Origin of the sequence: Halomonas gemina (assembly GCF_023554995.1) — a bacterium.
Lineage (GTDB): Bacteria > Pseudomonadota > Gammaproteobacteria > Pseudomonadales > Halomonadaceae > Halomonas > Halomonas gemina.
This window is the reverse complement of the sequence record NZ_JAMJPK010000006.1, coordinates 56175-70884: the sequence shown is the minus strand read 5'-3', so window position 1 is coordinate 70884 and position 14710 is coordinate 56175. Positions and strand designations below refer to the sequence as shown.

14 protein-coding genes and 1 other RNA gene are annotated in these 14710 nt (G+C 67.9%); 5 read left to right on the top strand and 10 right to left on the bottom strand.

All coding sequences use genetic code 11. The features are described 5' to 3' along the window. Positions 1–2 precede the first annotated feature (2 nt). The 3 genes from pgi to pyk are packed head-to-tail and all read right to left on the bottom strand — an operon-like array spanning position 3 to position 3658. Positions 3–1658: a glucose-6-phosphate isomerase gene (gene pgi / locus M8009_RS13650; RefSeq protein ID WP_250062089.1), complete on the bottom strand. Its 1656-nt coding sequence runs from the start codon at positions 1656–1658 to the stop codon at positions 3–5. Positions 1659–1716: 58 nt separating this feature from the next. Next, entirely contained in the window at positions 1717–2193 is a 477-nt protein-coding gene (locus M8009_RS13645; protein ID WP_250062087.1) for a methylglyoxal synthase, read from the bottom strand. Next, positions 2186–3658, bottom strand: coding sequence for a pyruvate kinase (gene pyk / locus M8009_RS13640; protein ID WP_250062085.1), 1473 nt, complete (start codon positions 3656–3658; stop codon positions 2186–2188). Before pyk ends, M8009_RS13645 begins: the two co-directional genes overlap by 8 nt. Before the next feature lie 277 nt (positions 3659–3935). On the opposite strand from pyk, the gene gap reads away from it, so the two are divergent. Together gap and M8009_RS13630 are read left to right on the top strand one after the other, a co-directional pair. Beyond that, positions 3936–4958, top strand: coding sequence for a type I glyceraldehyde-3-phosphate dehydrogenase (gene gap, locus M8009_RS13635; RefSeq protein WP_250062083.1), 1023 nt, complete (start codon positions 3936–3938; stop codon positions 4956–4958). 112 nt (positions 4959–5070) lie between these two features. Then, positions 5071–5817, top strand: a complete 747-nt coding sequence (locus M8009_RS13630) for a sulfite exporter TauE/SafE family protein (protein WP_250062081.1) — start codon at positions 5071–5073, stop codon at positions 5815–5817. A 3-nt stretch (positions 5818–5820) separates the two neighbouring features. On the opposite strand, the gene M8009_RS13625 is transcribed toward M8009_RS13630, so the two are convergent. The 5 genes from M8009_RS13625 to smpB form a co-directional block, all read right to left on the bottom strand. Then, entirely contained in the window at positions 5821–7116 is a 1296-nt protein-coding gene (locus M8009_RS13625; RefSeq protein WP_250062079.1) for an aspartate kinase, read from the bottom strand. A gap of 144 nt (positions 7117–7260) precedes the next feature. Beyond that, the gene (nspC, locus tag M8009_RS13620) at positions 7261–8433 is read right to left on the bottom strand and encodes a carboxynorspermidine decarboxylase (RefSeq protein ID WP_250062077.1); all 1173 of its coding nucleotides are present in this window, start codon (positions 8431–8433) and stop codon (positions 7261–7263) included. Positions 8434–8440: 7 nt separating this feature from the next. Beyond that, positions 8441–9640: a saccharopine dehydrogenase family protein gene (locus M8009_RS13615; protein ID WP_250062075.1), complete on the bottom strand. Its 1200-nt coding sequence runs from the start codon at positions 9638–9640 to the stop codon at positions 8441–8443. Between the two features lie 314 nt (positions 9641–9954). After that, positions 9955–10334: a transfer-messenger RNA gene (gene ssrA, locus M8009_RS13610) on the bottom strand. A 40-nt stretch (positions 10335–10374) separates the two neighbouring features. Then, positions 10375–10866 carry an SsrA-binding protein SmpB gene (smpB, locus tag M8009_RS13605; RefSeq protein ID WP_250062073.1) on the bottom strand — a complete coding sequence of 164 codons (492 nt, stop codon included), beginning with the start codon at positions 10864–10866 and terminating at the stop codon, positions 10375–10377. A 128-nt stretch (positions 10867–10994) separates the two neighbouring features. Between smpB and M8009_RS13600 the strand changes: the two genes are divergently transcribed. Together M8009_RS13600 and M8009_RS13595 are read left to right on the top strand one after the other, a co-directional pair. After that, the gene (locus M8009_RS13600; protein ID WP_106232298.1) at positions 10995–11429 is read left to right on the top strand and encodes a type II toxin-antitoxin system RatA family toxin; all 435 of its coding nucleotides are present in this window, start codon (positions 10995–10997) and stop codon (positions 11427–11429) included. After that, positions 11419–11733 carry an RnfH family protein gene (locus M8009_RS13595; protein ID WP_250062071.1) on the top strand — a complete coding sequence of 105 codons (315 nt, stop codon included), beginning with the start codon at positions 11419–11421 and terminating at the stop codon, positions 11731–11733. The genes M8009_RS13600 and M8009_RS13595 overlap by 11 nt, the downstream gene beginning before the upstream one ends. A 57-nt stretch (positions 11734–11790) precedes the next feature. Here M8009_RS13595 and M8009_RS13590 read toward each other — a convergent pair whose 3' ends face one another. Beyond that, positions 11791–12219, bottom strand: coding sequence for an outer membrane protein assembly factor BamE (locus tag M8009_RS13590; protein WP_250062069.1), 429 nt, complete (start codon positions 12217–12219; stop codon positions 11791–11793). 72 nt (positions 12220–12291) lie between these two features. Between M8009_RS13590 and fur the strand changes: the two genes are divergently transcribed. After that, positions 12292–12738, top strand: coding sequence for a ferric iron uptake transcriptional regulator (gene fur / locus M8009_RS13585; protein ID WP_250062067.1), 447 nt, complete (start codon positions 12292–12294; stop codon positions 12736–12738). Between the two features lie 104 nt (positions 12739–12842). Here the strand turns inward: fur and recN are convergent, their stop codons facing one another. After that, positions 12843–14516 (bottom strand): DNA repair protein RecN, encoded by a 1674-nt coding sequence (gene recN, locus M8009_RS13580; protein ID WP_250062065.1) that lies wholly within the window; start codon positions 14514–14516, stop codon positions 12843–12845. Between the last annotated feature and the right edge of the window lie 194 nt (positions 14517–14710).

Here is a 14710-nt window from a genome sequence, read left to right as displayed (position 1 = left end):
CCTCAGCCCTTGGCCTTGCCCTTCTTGCCGCCCCCGGGAGCCGGTTCGCCGCTGCCGCGGGGGAAGTGCCCGCGCACCAGCGCCAGCAGGCCCTGGGTGGAGGCGTCGAAGTCCTGGCTGTGGGCGTCGATGCGTTCGCTGATCTCGCCGGCGATGCGCTTGCCCAGCTGCACGCCCCACTGGTCGAAGGAGTTGATGTTCCAGATCACCCCCTGGACGAACACCTTGTGCTCGTAGAGCGCGATCAGCGCGCCGAGGGTCTTGGGCGTCAGCTCGTCGAGCAGCAGCACGCTGGAGGGGCGGTTGCCCGGGCAGCTGTAGGGGTCGGGCCGGCTGCCGCTTCCCTCGCCCCCCTTGAGGCTACCCTCCATGAAGGCGTTGGCCTGGGCCAGCATGTTGGTGAGCAGCGCGAAGTGGTGCTCCTCCATGCCCGGCTCGGGCTTGAGCGAGGCGATGAAGTCGATGGGCACGTAGCGGGTGCCCTGGTGCAGCAGCTGGAAGAAGGCGTGCTGGCCGTTGGAGCCGGTCTGGCCCCAGACGATGGGCCCGGTCTTGTAGTCCACCGGGTGGCCGAAGATGTCCACCGACTTGCCGTTGGACTCCATGTCGAGCTGCTGCAGGAAGGCCGGCAGCTGATGCAGCGCCTGGTCGTAGGGCACGATGGCCTGGGTCTCGGCGCCCTGGAAGTTGATGTGCCAGATGCCGATCAGCGCCATCAGCACCGGCATGTTCTCGGCGAAGGGCGCGGCGAGGAAGTGCTGGTCCATCTCGTAGGCGCCCTCGAGCAGTTCCATGAAGCCCTCGAAGCCGATGGAGAGCGCGATGGGCAACCCGATGGAGGACCACATCGAGTAGCGCCCGCCGACCCAGGCCCAGAACTCGAAGACGTTCTCCTCGCGGATGCCGAATTCCATGGCCGCCGCCTTGTTGGTGGAGGCGGCGATGAAGTGCGCCCCCACGTCGGCGTCGGGGCCGGCGTTGTCGAGGAACCAGCGCCGCGCGGTATGGGCGTTGAGCAGCGTCTCCTGGGTGGAGAAGGTCTTGGTGGAGACGATGAACAGGGTGGTGGCCGGGTCGAGGCGGCTGAGCACCTTCTGGATGTGGGCGCCGTCGACGTTGGAGACGAAATGGAAACTGAGCTCGGGATGGCGGTACTTGAGCAGCGCCCGGCAGGCCATGTTGGGGCCCAGGTCCGAGCCGCCGATGCCGATGTTGATCACATCCTTGATGCGCTGGCCATCGAAGCCCGTCCACTCGCCGCTGCGCACCGCCTCGGAGAAGGCGCGGATCTGCTCGCGGGTGCGCTGGATCTCCGGCATCACGTCCTTTCCGTCGACCTTGAGCGGCCCCTGGCCGAGGTTGCGCAGGGCCGTATGGAGGACGGGCCGGTCCTCGGTGACGTTGATGATGTCGCCGGAGAACATCTGGGCGCGGCGCTGGACGAGTGCGGAGTGCTCGGCGAGCTCGATCAGGGTCTCGAGCACCTCATCGGAGACCGGCTGCTTGGAGTAGTCGAGGAAGAGCCCGCCGACGCGCAGGCTCATCTTCTCGAAGCGCTTGGGATCGGCGGCGAAATAGTCGCGGATGCGGTCGTTGGCGGTGGTCTGCTGCAGGCCCTCGAGGGCCTGCCAGGTGACGCTGCGGGTGAGCTGGAACATGGTCGACCTCTTGTGGGTTGGTAGGGTTGTCGACGTCTCGGCAGGGCAGGGGGTGCGATCAGCCGGTGCGCGAGGAGACCCAGGCGCCGGCATCGGGGATGGTCATCTCGTAGTCCTGGCCGAGCCAGGGGGAACTGATCAGGAAGTCGGCGCTGGCGGCGTTGCAGGCCACCGGGATGTTCCACAGCGCCGCCAGGCGCAGCAGGGCCTTGACGTCGGGGTCGTGGGGCTGCGGCGCGAAGGGGTCCCAGAAGAAGATCAGCAGGTCGAGCCGCTGCTCGGCGATGCGCGCGCCGATCTGCTGGTCGCCGCCCAGCGGGCCGCTCATCAGGCCCTCCACCTCGAGCCCCAGGGTGCGCGAGACCCGCCCCGCCGTGGTGCCGCTGCCGATCAGCTGGTGCTCGGCCAGGGTCTCCCGCCAGCGCGCCGCCCACTCCAGCATTTCGTCTTTCTTGCCGTCGTGGGCGACCAGGGCGATGCGCTTGCGGGCCGGCAGGGTGCGCTTCACGGTGCGCGGTGGGCGGATGTCACTCATGGCTGGCCTCCACGGCGAGGATCTTCAGGGTATTGGTGCCGCCGTGGGCGTTCATGTGATCGCCCCGGGTGAGGATGACGTGGTCGCCGGGTTCGGCGATGCCGTGCTCCACCAGCCGCTGAAGGGCCCGGTCGTTGAGCTCCTGGGCGCTCATCTCGCTGGTGTCGAAGGGCAGCGAGACCACCCCGCGGTAGAGCGCCATGCGCCGCTGGGCGATGGGGTTGTGAGCCAGGCCGACGATCGGCAGCCCCGAGCTGATCCGTGAGGCGATCAGCGGCGTGAAGCCCGAGGCGGTCATGCAGGCGATGGCGGCCACCCCGGAAAGGTGGTTGGCGGCGTACATGGCGGAGAGCGCGATGGTCTCGTCGACCTGCGAGAACCCCTCGTGGATGCGGTGGCCGGACTCCTGGATGCGCCGCTCGCGCTCGGCGCCCAGGCAGACCCGGTCCATGGCCTCGACGGTCTCCACCGGGAAGTCGCCGGCGGCGGTCTCGGCGGAGAGCATCACCGCGTCGGTGCCGTCGAGCACCGCGTTGGCGACGTCGAACACCTCGGCGCGGGTGGGCAGCGGGGACTCGATCATCGACTCCATCATCTGGGTGGCGGTGATCACCGCGCGATTCAGCGTGCGGGCGTGCTTGATGATGCGCTTCTGGGTGCCGATCAGCTGGGCATCGCCGATCTCCACGCCGAGGTCGCCGCGCGCCACCATCACCGCCTCGGAGGCCTCGATGATGGCGTCCAGCGTGGCGTCGTCGGCCACCGCCTCGGCGCGCTCGAGCTTGGCCACCAGGCCGATCTCGGCACCCGCCTCGCCGAGCCGCTCGCGGGCCTCCTGCATGTCGGCGGCGCTGCGCGGGAAGGAGATCGCCAGGTAGTCGACGCCGATCGCCACGGCGGTCTCCAGGTCGGCCTTGTCCTTGTCGGTGAGGGCCGGAGCCGAGAGGCCGCCGCCCTGCTTGTTGATGCCCTTGTTGTTGGAGAGGGTGCCGCCCACCACCACGCTGGTGTGGATCAGGTGGTCGGCGACCCGGTTGACGTCGAGCACCACCCGGCCGTCGTCGAGCAGCAGGCGGTCGCCGGGGGCGACGTCGTCGGCCAGGGTCTTGTAGTCGCAGCCGACGCGGCGGGCGTCGCCCTCATCGCTGCCCAGGCCCATGTCGAGGATGAAGGACTGGCCCTCCTCGAGCTCCACCGTGCCTTCCTTGAAGCGGGCGATACGAATCTTGGGGCCCTGGAGGTCGCCCAGGGCGGCGACGCTCCGGCCCAGGCGGTCGGCGATCGCGCGCACCCGCTCGAGGCGACGGCGGTGGTCATCGGGGCTGCCATGGGAGAAGTTGAGGCGTACCACGTCGACGCCGGCCTCGAGCATCGCCTCCAGGACCCCCTCGCGGTCGCTGGCCGGCCCCAGGGTGGCGACGATCTTGGTGCGACGGATGGGGGTGTGCAGTGGGGTGGTCGACATGTCGGGCTCCTCCGGTGGACGCGGGTTGTTATCCGTTCACGATAACGTCTTTATGGTAAGTTTACTACATTATGGCCGGTGTTGGCCTTGCCTGTATGCCGAGATACCAGCCCCTTCTATTGGCGGATTCTATCGGGCGCGTCGATTATGGCGACACCGGCTGTCATCAGGTCGAAGGCTCATATGTTGTAAAGTTACTAAAAAATGCTTGAGCCCCGGACAGGACTGGTCCACATTATGGGGGAGATGACGCTATTGGACCGAGGAGAACAACGCCATGACGCTCAAGATCGCCATCAACGGCTTCGGCCGCATCGGCCGCAACGTGCTGCGGGCCCTTTACGAGAACGGCTACCGCAATCGCGTGCAGGTGGTCGCCATCAACGACCTCGGCGACCCGGCGCTGAATGCGCACCTGCTGCGCCATGACACCGTGCACGGTCACTTCCCCTTCAAGGTGGAGCATGACGAGGAGAGCATGAGCGTGGATGGCCAGCGCATCACCATCCTCTCCGAGCGGGATCCCGCGGCGCTGCCCTGGAAGTCGCTGGACGTGGACCTGGTGATGGAGTGTACCGGCCTGTTCACCCAGCGCGAGGCCGCCGCCAAGCACATCAAGGCCGGCGCCGAGCGCGTGCTGATCTCGGCGCCCAGCGGGGATGCCGACATCATGGTGGTCTACGGGGTCAACGAGCAGATGCTAAAGCCCGAGCACAAGATAGTCTCCAACGCCTCCTGCACCACCAACTGCCTGGCCCCGGTGGCCAAGGCGCTCAACGATGCGGTGGGCATCGAGAACGGCCTGATGACCACGGTGCACGCCTACACCAACGACCAGAACCTCTCCGACGTCTATCACCCGGACCCCTACCGGGCGCGCAGCGCAACGCACTCCATGATTCCCACCAAGACCGGCGCCGCCGCCGCGGTGGGCAAGGTACTGCCGGAGTTGGCCGGCAAGTTCGACGGCCTGGCGGTGCGCGTGCCGGTGATCAACGTCTCGCTGGTCGACCTGGTGTTCACCGCCGGGCGCGATACCACCCGGGAGGAGATCAACGAGATCGTGGCCGGCGCGGCCGAGGCCTCCCCGGTGCTGGCGGTCAACGCCCAGCCGCTGGTCTCCATCGACTTCAACCACGATGCCCACTCCTCGACCTTCGATGCCAACCACACCCGGGTGAACGGCCGCCTGGTCAAGGTGATGGCCTGGTACGACAACGAGTGGGGCTTCTCCAACCGCATGCTGGATACCGCCCTGGCCATGCACGCGGCCGCCGGGCGCCAGCGCGACGCCGCCTGATCTCCGGCCGTCCCTGACGGACGGCCCTATCCTTGCGGTAGCATGACGCCGGGCCACCACCGTGGCCCGGCGTCGTCTCGTGACAAGGATGGATGAAACCCAAGGAAGGCCCATGTCGCTCCCCGACTACTCCTGGCTGGCCTGGACCCTCATCGTGGTGTCCACCTACCTCACCGGCGTCTCCAAGGGCGGGTTTGCCGGCGGCTTCGGCACCCTCTCGGTGCCGCTGATGGCGCTTGCCATCGGCCCCGTCGAGGCGGCCGGCCTGCTGCTGCCGCTGCTGCTGGTGATGGACGCCTTCACGGTGAAGGCCTGGTGGGGGCATCACGACCGCGCCGAGGTGCGTCGCGTGCTCCCGGGGCTGGCCATCGGGGTGGTCATCGGCACCCTGCTGATCGGTCGCCTGGACGAGGATGGCGTGCGCCTGCTGCTGGGCGTGATCTCGTTGCTGTTCGCCGCCTACATGCTACTCAAGCCCAGCGCGGGGCGTCCCCTCTCGCCCCGCTGGGCACTGCCGGCAGGTGCCGGCTGCGGCTTCACCAGCTTCCTGGCCCATGCCGGGGCGCCGCCGCTCAACCTCTACCTGGTTCCCCGGCGGCTGAGCAAGGAGGCCTTCATCGCCACCAGCGCGATCCTCTTCGCCGCGGTGAACCTGATGAAGCTGCCGCCCTACCTGTGGCTCGGCGAGATCAACCTGACCAGTGCCGGGGCATCGCTGCTGCTGGTGCCGGTGGCCTGGGCCGGGGTGAAGAGCGGCCTGTGGTTGCAGCACCGGGTCAGCGAGCGCCTCTTCTACCGCCTGGTGATCCTGGCCATGGCCATCGTCGGCGTGCAGCTGCTGCTTCGGGCGCTGGGCTGACCCTCAACTCGGGATGTGCCAGGTCCCCCGGCACTGGCTGCCGGGGAAGAGCCGCTGGGCGGTATCGGCGTTGCGCCGTTCGGCGAGGCTGTCGCGTCCGGCGCCCAGGGCCGCCAGCAGGGCGTCGTCGCCATGGCGCACGGTGAGCAGGGTCAGGTCATCGTGGCGCGCCACCGCATAGTCGGCGCACAGCGAGGCGACCAGCGGCTCGAGGCGCTCGGGGTGGCCGTCGAGGCACAGCGAGAGGCGCATGGCCCCGCCGTCGACCAGGCCGGCATGCAGCCCGGCCTCCACCAGGCGGCCGAGGATGTCGTGCTGGCACGCCTCGTCCATGAAGGCGAAGTCCCGGGAGCGGATCTCCAGCAGCGTCTGCGCCTCGCGCAGGACCAGGGAGGGCGTCTGGGTGTCGAACCGGGTGTCGCGGCCGATGGTACTGGGGGGCGCCTCGAGGTCCTGGAAGGAGCGCACCGTCAGCGGGATTGCCTTCTGCTGCAGCGGCCCCAGGGTCTTGGGATGGATCACCTTGGCGCCGTGCCAGGCCAGCTCGATGGCCTCGTCGTAGGAGATCCGCTCGAGCTGCACCGCGTTGTCGAAGCGCCGCGGGTCGGCATTGAAGAGCCCGGGGACGTCCTTCCAGATGGTGACCTCCTCCGCGTCCAGGCAGTGGGCGAGGATCGCCGCGCTGAAATCCGAGCCCTCGCGGCCTAGGGTGGTCGAGACGCCCTCGGCGGCGCCGCCGATGAAGCCCTGGGTGACCCGTATCCTGCCGTCGTCGGCGTCCAGGCCGCGTAGCCGTTCGGCGGTGGCCTGCCAGTCGACATTGGCCGCCTGGTAGCAGTCGTCGGTGACCACCAGCTCCCGGGCATCGAGCCACTGGGTTTCCATGCCGGCCTCGTCGAGCCAGGCACTGACGATGGTGGTGGAGAGCAGCTCGCCGAAGCAGACGGTCTGGTCGTAGTGGAAGGGGCGCTCACGCCCCGCATGGCGGCGATGGCGGCGGTCGAGCTCGGTGATCAGTGCCTCGACCCGCTCCGCCACGGGGCCGGCCCTGGTGCCGAACAGGGCCTCCACCGTGGTCAGGTGCTCCCGGCGCAGAGTCTCGAGGCGGTCGCGATAGTCGGCCTCCTCGCCCTCCCGCGCTGCGGCCAGCAGCGCCTCCAGCGCATTGGTGGTCTTGCCCATGGCCGAGACCACCATGACCAGGGGGCGCGCCCGGAAGCGGGCCAGCAGCTCGCCCAGTCGGCGGATGGCGGCGGCGTCCTGGATCGAGGCACCGCCGAACTTGAAGACCTGGGTCATCCGAATCCTCCCGCCATTCACTGTGGTTACGGGTGCTACCTTGCGTGAAATTGCCGACCGGGGAAAGGGCGTGCCGGCCGCCGACAGAACCAGAACAGGCACCCACGGGTGCCTGTTCTGGTTCTGCCGGGCCCTGCGCGGGCGTCAGCTCAGCCGCTGCCGATAGTCCTCGTAGCCGAAGGTCTTGACCGTGCGCACCTCGCGGCTGGCCGCGTCGACCCGGCAGATCGACGGCAGGCGCATGCCGTTGAAGGTGGTGGTCTTGACCATGGTGTAGTGGGCCATGTCGGTGAACACCAGCCGGTCGCCGATCGCAAGCGGCGCGTCGAAGCTGTACTCGCCCACCACGTCGCCGGCCAGGCAGGTCAGCCCGCCCAGCCGATAGGTATACGCCTTCTCGCCGGGCTCGCCGGCACCGATGATCTCGGGCCGGTAGGGCATCTCCAGCACGTCGGGCATATGTGCCGTGGCCGAGGTGTCGAGGATGGCGATGGTGCCGTCGTTCTCGACGATGTCCAGCACGCTGCACACCAGGTAGCCGGTGTTGAGGGCGATCGCCTCGCCGGGCTCCAGGTAGACCTCGAGGTGTGGATGGCGCGCCTTGAAGTCGCGGATCACCCGCACCAGCCGCTCGACGTCATAGTCCTCGCGGGTGATGTGGTGGCCGCCGCCGAAGTTCACCCACTTGAGACCGGCGAGGTGCCGGCCGAAACGCTCCTCGAAGGCGGCCAGGGTGTGTTCCAGGGCGTCGCTGTTCTGCTCGCATAGGGTGTGGAAATGCAGGCCCTCCAGGCCGGCGAGGTCCACGCCCTCCAGGTCCACGGCCCGGGTGCCGAGCCGCGAGCCGGGGGCGCAGGGGTCATAGAGTGCCACCTTGCCCTCGGAGTACTCCGGGTTGACCCGCAGGCCGCAGGAGACCCGTCGCGGCGCCTGGGCCACCCGCTCGCGGAAGTGCTGCCACTGGGTCGGGGAGTTGAAGCTGAGGTGGTCCGCATACTGCAGCACCACCGCCATCTCCGCCTCGCTGAAGGCCGGCGAGTAGCAGTGGACCTCGCCGCCGAAGGTATCAAAGCCGAGGCGCGCCTCGTCCTGGCCGCTTGCCGTGGTGCCCACCAGGTACTGGCTGACCAGCGGGAAGCTGTCCCACATGGCGAAGCCCTTCAGTGCCAGCAGGATGCGCGCGCCGCTGCGCTCCTGGACCTGGCGCAGCAGCTCCAGGTTACGAAGCAAGAGCGCATCGTCCATCACGTAGGCGGGCGACGGACAGGCCCCAATGTCGAAGGGATACGCATCGAACGGATAGGCGATCTGGCTCATGTCGGGCTCAGGCCAGCGGGTCGGCATCGGGGTCGAGCTCGACCATCTGCCAGGGCAGGCCCATGTCGCCGATGCGCTCCATGAAGGGGTCCGGGTCGAGCTGCTCGACGTTGAACACGCCGTCGCCCTTCCACAGGCCCTCGAGCATCAGCATGGCGCCGGTCACCGCCGGCACGCCGGTGGTGTAGGAGATCGCCTGGGATTGCACCTCGCGGTAGCAGGCCTGGTGGTCGCAGATGTTGTAGATGTGCACCTTGCGCCGCTTGCCATCCTTGATGCCGTCGAGGATCACGCCGATGTTGGTCTTGCCCTTGGTGCGCGGGCCGAGCGAGGCCGGGTCCGGCAGCACCGCCTTGAGGAACTGCAGCGGGGCGATCTCGCGGCCCTCGAACTCGATCGGCTCGATGCGGGTCATGCCGACGTTCTCGAGCACCTTGAGGTGTGTGATGTACTTCTCGGAGAAGGTCATCCAGAAACGGATGCGCTTCAGCCCCTTGATGTTCTGGCTGAGGGACTCGAGCTCCTCGTGGTAGAGCAGGTAGAGGTCCTTCTCGCCGATGCCGTCGAAGTCGAAGGTGCGCTTCTCGGCCAGCGGCGCGGTCTCCTTCCACTCGCCCTCTTCCCAGTAGCGGCCGTTGGCGGTGATCTCGCGGATGTTGATCTCGGGGTTGAAGTTGGTGGCGAACGGATAGCCGTGGTCGCCGCCGTTGGCATCCAGGATGTCGATGCGGTGGATCTCGTCGAACAGGTTCTTCTGGCCCCAGGCGCAGTAGATGTTGGTCATGCCCGGGTCGAAGCCGCAGCCCAGGGTGGCCATGTTGCCGGCCTTGGCGTAGCGCTCCTGGAAGGCCCACTGCTCCTTGTACTCGAACTTGGCCTCGTCCGGGTGCTCGTAGTTGGCGGTGTCCAGGTAGGGCACGCCGGTGCGCAGGCAGGCCTCCATGATGGTCAGGTCCTGATAGGGCAGGGCGACGTGGATCAGCACATCGGGCTGGAACGACTCGATCAGCGCGACCAGCGCCTCGACGTCATCGGCATCCACCTCGGCGGTCTGGATGGGGCGCTCCAGCTGGGCCGCGATGGCACGGCACTTCGCCTGGTTGCGGCTGGCCAGGCAGATCTCGCTGAACACCTCGGGATGCTGGGCGCACTTGTGGGTGACGACACCGCCGACGCCACCGGCGCCGATAATCAGGACTTTGCTCATGGGGGTTCGAATCCAGATCGGGAAAATATCAACAATGGTAGGGTCTTATCGGAAATGGGAGCGCCTTGGCGCGTCCGGACCCGATGCCACCCCGGTCTCACTCTCGCCCGGCCGGACGCATGGGCCGGCGAGTGGGCGCTGATAATGGCGCCCCCTGAGGCTGGTCGCAAGAGGTTTTCGCGTCAAGACTAAGACGAAAGTCGGGCTGGGTCAGCCCGTTGCACGAGCCGTCTGCCGGTCGACGGGCGGGCGGGGCAGAGCCGGTCGGCCGGAAACGAAAAAAGCGCCCGTAGGCGCTTGATTCGTCGACTGTTTGGTGGAGGCGGCGGGAATTGAACCCGCGTCCGCCGGCACTCACCCCTTGGCTCTACATGCTTAGTTTCGTCTTTTGTTTTAGCGCGACTGGCTCCGACGAGCAGGATCCAGCCACGCGATTCCTCTGAGTTTTAACGACCGGCGAGAGGACACCACCGATCGCGATCCCATCAGTCGTCGCTCGTATCCCCTCCGTGATGAATGGGCACATCACTTCGGGGCCGGGCTAGAAGCTAGCGGCGTTTAAGCTGCCAGCGCGCCCTGAGCGTAGTTGTCGTCGTTTGCGACTATTCAATCGTGATGTTGTATTTACGAGATACATCACGCTCTCGGCATGCACCTCGGGGATTGTCACCGGCGTCGAAACCGTGTCGCCCCCGTAACGCGTATCCTAACAGGATGTGCGATTCTGTGACACCTCAGGCCTTGGTTTGTTCCCGCATGATGCGACTCTTCTGGCGCTGCCAGTCGCGGTCCTTCTCGGTGGCCCGCTTGTCGTGCAGCTTCTTGCCGGTCACCAGGGCCAGCTCGCACTTCACCCGGTTGTTCTTCCAGTAGAGCTTGAGCGGCACGCAGGTGTGGCCCTTCTCCTGGCTGCGCGAGAAGATCTTGGCGATCTCCTTGCGGTGCAGCAGCAGCTTGCGGGTGCGCGTCGGGTCCGCCACCTCATGGGTGCTGGCGGTGTTGAGCGGCATGATATGGCTGCCCAGCAGCCAGGCTTCACCGTTCTTGACCAGGATGTAGGTATCGGTGAGCTGCCCCTTGCCGGCCCGCAGGCTCTTCACTTCCCAGCCGGCCAGCACCAGGCCGGCCTCGAAGGTCTCGTCGATGTGGTACTCGAAGCGAGCCTTCTTGTTCTGGGCGATGACGTTGTTGCCGGGCCCCTTGCTCTTGCCTTTCTTGTTGGCCATGAAACCTCGTGTCCTGTATCTGCCGGTGGCGCTGCCCCTTCGATGTGGGGGGAAGCGTGGTACCATTCAAGGCCTGAAATAACCGCTCATGATACGCCCTGGGCACTGTGAAGTCAGCGGAGAGCTCAATGCCAACGGTCAATCGGTCCGCCATGGTGCGGCACACCCCCAAGGACATGTTCGACCTGGTCAACGACTTCGAGCGCTATCCGGAGTTCCTGCCCGGGTGTCGGCGCGCACGCCTGCTCGAGCGCGACGACTCGCACCTGATCGGCGAGATGACCCTGGGACGGGCCGGCATCGAGCAGAGCTTCACCACTCGCAACGACCTGATCGAGCCCGAGCGCATCGAGATGTCGCTGGTCAGCGGCCCCTTCAAGCGCCTGCGAGGGCGCTGGCTGTTCCTGCCCATGGGCGAGCGGGCCTGCAAGGTGAGCCTCGAACTGGAGTTCGAGTTCGCCAACCGCCTGCTGGGCATGGCCTTCGGCAAGCTCTTCCAGCAGGTGGCCGGCCAGCTGGTGGACTCCTTCACCCGCCGGGCGGACAACCTCTATGGCCGCTAGCATGCCCGCCATGCTCGAGGTCGAGGTGGCCTTCGCGCTGCCCGAGCGGCAGCGCATCATCCCGCTCGCGGTGCCCGAGGGCACCACGCCGCGCCAGGCGGTGGTGATGGCCGGGCTGGAAGAGGCGTTTCCGGAACTGCCGCCGGCCACCTTCCGTGAAGCCGACCTGGGCATCTTCGGCAGACGGCTGCGCGACCCGGACGCGGAGCGGCTGCGCGCCGGGGATCGGGTCGAGGTCTATCGCCCGCTGCAGCTCGACCCCAAGGTGGCGCGCAGCGAGCGGGCCGCCCGCGCGAAACGCTGACGCCCCGCCCGGCGAGGGCCGGTACGGGGCGTCAGCGAACCATGCCGTTCGGTGCGGTCAGGGGCGGTCCGGGGTGACGTTGTCGATGGGCTCTATCTCGGTGTCCGACGTCCCCTCGACGCGGGGGCCGGCCCCCTGGTCATTGGGTAGCCGGATGTCGCCGGCGATATTGCCCTCGCTCTCGATGCCGGCCAGGCGCTCGCCCTGGAAGGTCAGGGTGACCCGGCGCTGCTCCACGCCGCCATAGGCCTCGTCGAGGCGGTAGACATAGTCCCACTGGCTGGCATCGAAGGGGGCCTCGAGCAGCGGGCTGCCCATCAGGTCGACCACCTGCTGGCGGCTCATGCCCGGCCGCAGCTGCTCGACCATGGCCTTGGTCACCAGGTTGCCCTGGGGCAGGTCGCGCTTGTACACGCCGAAATAGCTGCAACCGCTGATCATCAGCAGGGCGAGGGAAAGGGTGACGATTCTGGTCAGCTTTTGCATTTGCGCCTGTTCTTCACTATCGTGGATTCGGTCGATCATAACCGACCCTACCCGATACTGCGAAGAGCGACCATGGCCGACCAGAACCATGAATTACGCAAGGCCGGTCTCAAGGTGACCCTGCCGCGCGTCAAGATCCTGCAGATCCTCGAGAATGCCTCCGAGCAGCACCACCTGAGTGCCGAGGATGTCTACAAGACCCTGCTGGATGCGGGCGAGGACGTGGGCCTGGCCACCGTCTATCGCGTGCTGACCCAGTTCGAGTCCGCCGGCCTGGTGATCCGCCACAACTTCGATGGCGGTCATGCGGTCTTCGAGCTCTCCCAGGAGGAGCACCACGACCATATGGTGTGCCTGGAGAGCGGCGAGATCATCGAGTTCTTCGACGAGACCATCGAGCGTCGCCAGCAGGAGCTCGCCGAGGAACACGGCTTCGAGCTGGTCGACCATGCCCTGGTGCTCTACGTGAGGCCCCGTGGCTCACGGGCGACCCGCCAGGAAGGCATCCAGAAGAAGTGATCCCGCCTCGCTGAATTCCGCCAGGCAGACGACCGCGGCCCCGATCCCAGGATCGGGGCCGCGTTGCGTCAGGGCTTGACGTCAGGGCCGGGCGATCGGGGCGCTCAGTGGTGGGCGCGCTGGCTGGCGTCGAGCATCTCCCGGGCGTGGGCCAGGGTGCGGTCGGAGAGGTTCACCCCGCCCAGCATGCGGGCCAGCTCACCGACCCGGCCGGCCTCGTCGAGCAGCGCCATGCGGGTCAGGGTAGAGGCCTCGCCGGCCTGCTTCTCGATGTGCAGGTGATGGTGCGCCTGGGCAGCCACCTGGGGCAGGTGGGTCACGGTCATCACCTGGCCGTTGTGGCCGAGCCGTCGCAGCAGCTGGCCGACGATCTCCGCGGTGGCGCCGGAGACGCCCACGTCCACCTCGTCGAACACCAGGCTGGCGATGGTGGAGTGCTGGGCCGCCACCACCTGGACCGCCAGGCTGATGCGCGAGAGCTCGCCGCCGGAGGCGACCTTGGCCAGCGGCCGGGCCGGCTGGCCGGGGTTGGCGCTGATCAGCATGCGGGCCACCTCGAGCCCCTCGGCGGCCGGGGCCTCGCGGGGCTCCAGCTCGACCTCGAAGGTCGCCTTGTCCATGGCCAGGAAGGCCAGCTGCTCCTGCACGGCTTCGCCGAAGCGACGGGCGGCCTGGCGGCGGGCCCGTGAGATCGCGGTGGCCTGCTCCTGCCAGCGGTGCTTGAGGGTCTCGGCCTCGGCGGCCAGCGCCTCCAGGTCGCCGTCGCCGCCCTCCAGGCCCTCGAGTTCCTCGGCCAGCCGCCGGTGCAGGGCGAGCAGCTCCTCGGGCAGCACATGGTGCTTGCGGGCGATGCGATGCACCTCGCCCAGGCGCGCCTCGACCCAGGCCAGCCGCTCCGGGTCCAGCTCGACGCCGGCGGCGAAATGGCCTAGCTCGCGGCTGGCCTCCTCGACCTGGATGCGCGCATCGCCGAGCATGGCGAGGGTGTCGGCCAGGCTGCCGCGCTCGCTGCCCGGCAGCGCCGCGAGGTGCTGGATCGCCTGGTTGAGCAGCGACAGGGCGCCGCCCTCGTCGCCGTCGCAGCACTCGGCGGCGAACTGGGCCTCGCGCAGCCGCTCCTCGGCGTGGGCCAGCTCCTCCTGCTCCTCCTCCAGCCCCTTGAGCTCGTCCTCGGCCAGCGCCAGCTGGTCGAGCTCCTCGACCTGGTAGCGCAGCAGCTGGCGGCGGGCGCGGATCTCGTCGCCGTCCTCGGTGAGGCGCTCCAGGCGGCGGCGGGTCGCTTGCCAGTCGCGGAAGGCCTGGCGCATCGCGGCCACCTGCTCGCGGTGGCCGGCGAAGTCGTCGAGCAGGCGCAGGTGGGTCTCCTCGTGCAGCAGTGCCTGGTGGGCATGCTGGCCGTGGATCTCGATGAGGTGCTCGCCCAGGGCGCGCAGGTCGGCCACCGTGGCCGGCTGGCCGTTGATCCAGGCCTTGGAGCGCCCGGCCCGGGTGACCACCCGGCGCAGCAGGCAGTCGTCCGTGGGCAGCTCGCGGGCCTCGAGCCAGGCGCGGGCCGCGGGCAGCGCCTGGAGGTCGAAGCGCGCGCTCAAGTCGGCGCGCTCGCGGCCATGGCGCACGCTGGCGCTGTCGGCGCGCTCGCCCAGGCAGAGCCCCAGGGCACCCAGCAGGATGGACTTGCCGGCCCCCGTCTCACCGGTGATGGCGGTCATGCCGCCGGAGAGCTCCAACTCGAGGTGGTCGACGATGGCGAAGTCGCGAATGGCAAGCTCTGTCAGCATGGTGCCTCCCGGGGCCTGTCTCGGAATACTCTGTCTGTGGCTACTGGTTATCCATACACGTATTGTGCGTTTATACAGTAGTCAAGGTTCGCCCACAATGCACGCTCGCCATCGTCGCCCGATGATGCCTTGAGTTCGCCACGGCCAGCCCCATATACCTCGCAGACACGCACTCAAGCCATCATTCATGCCTT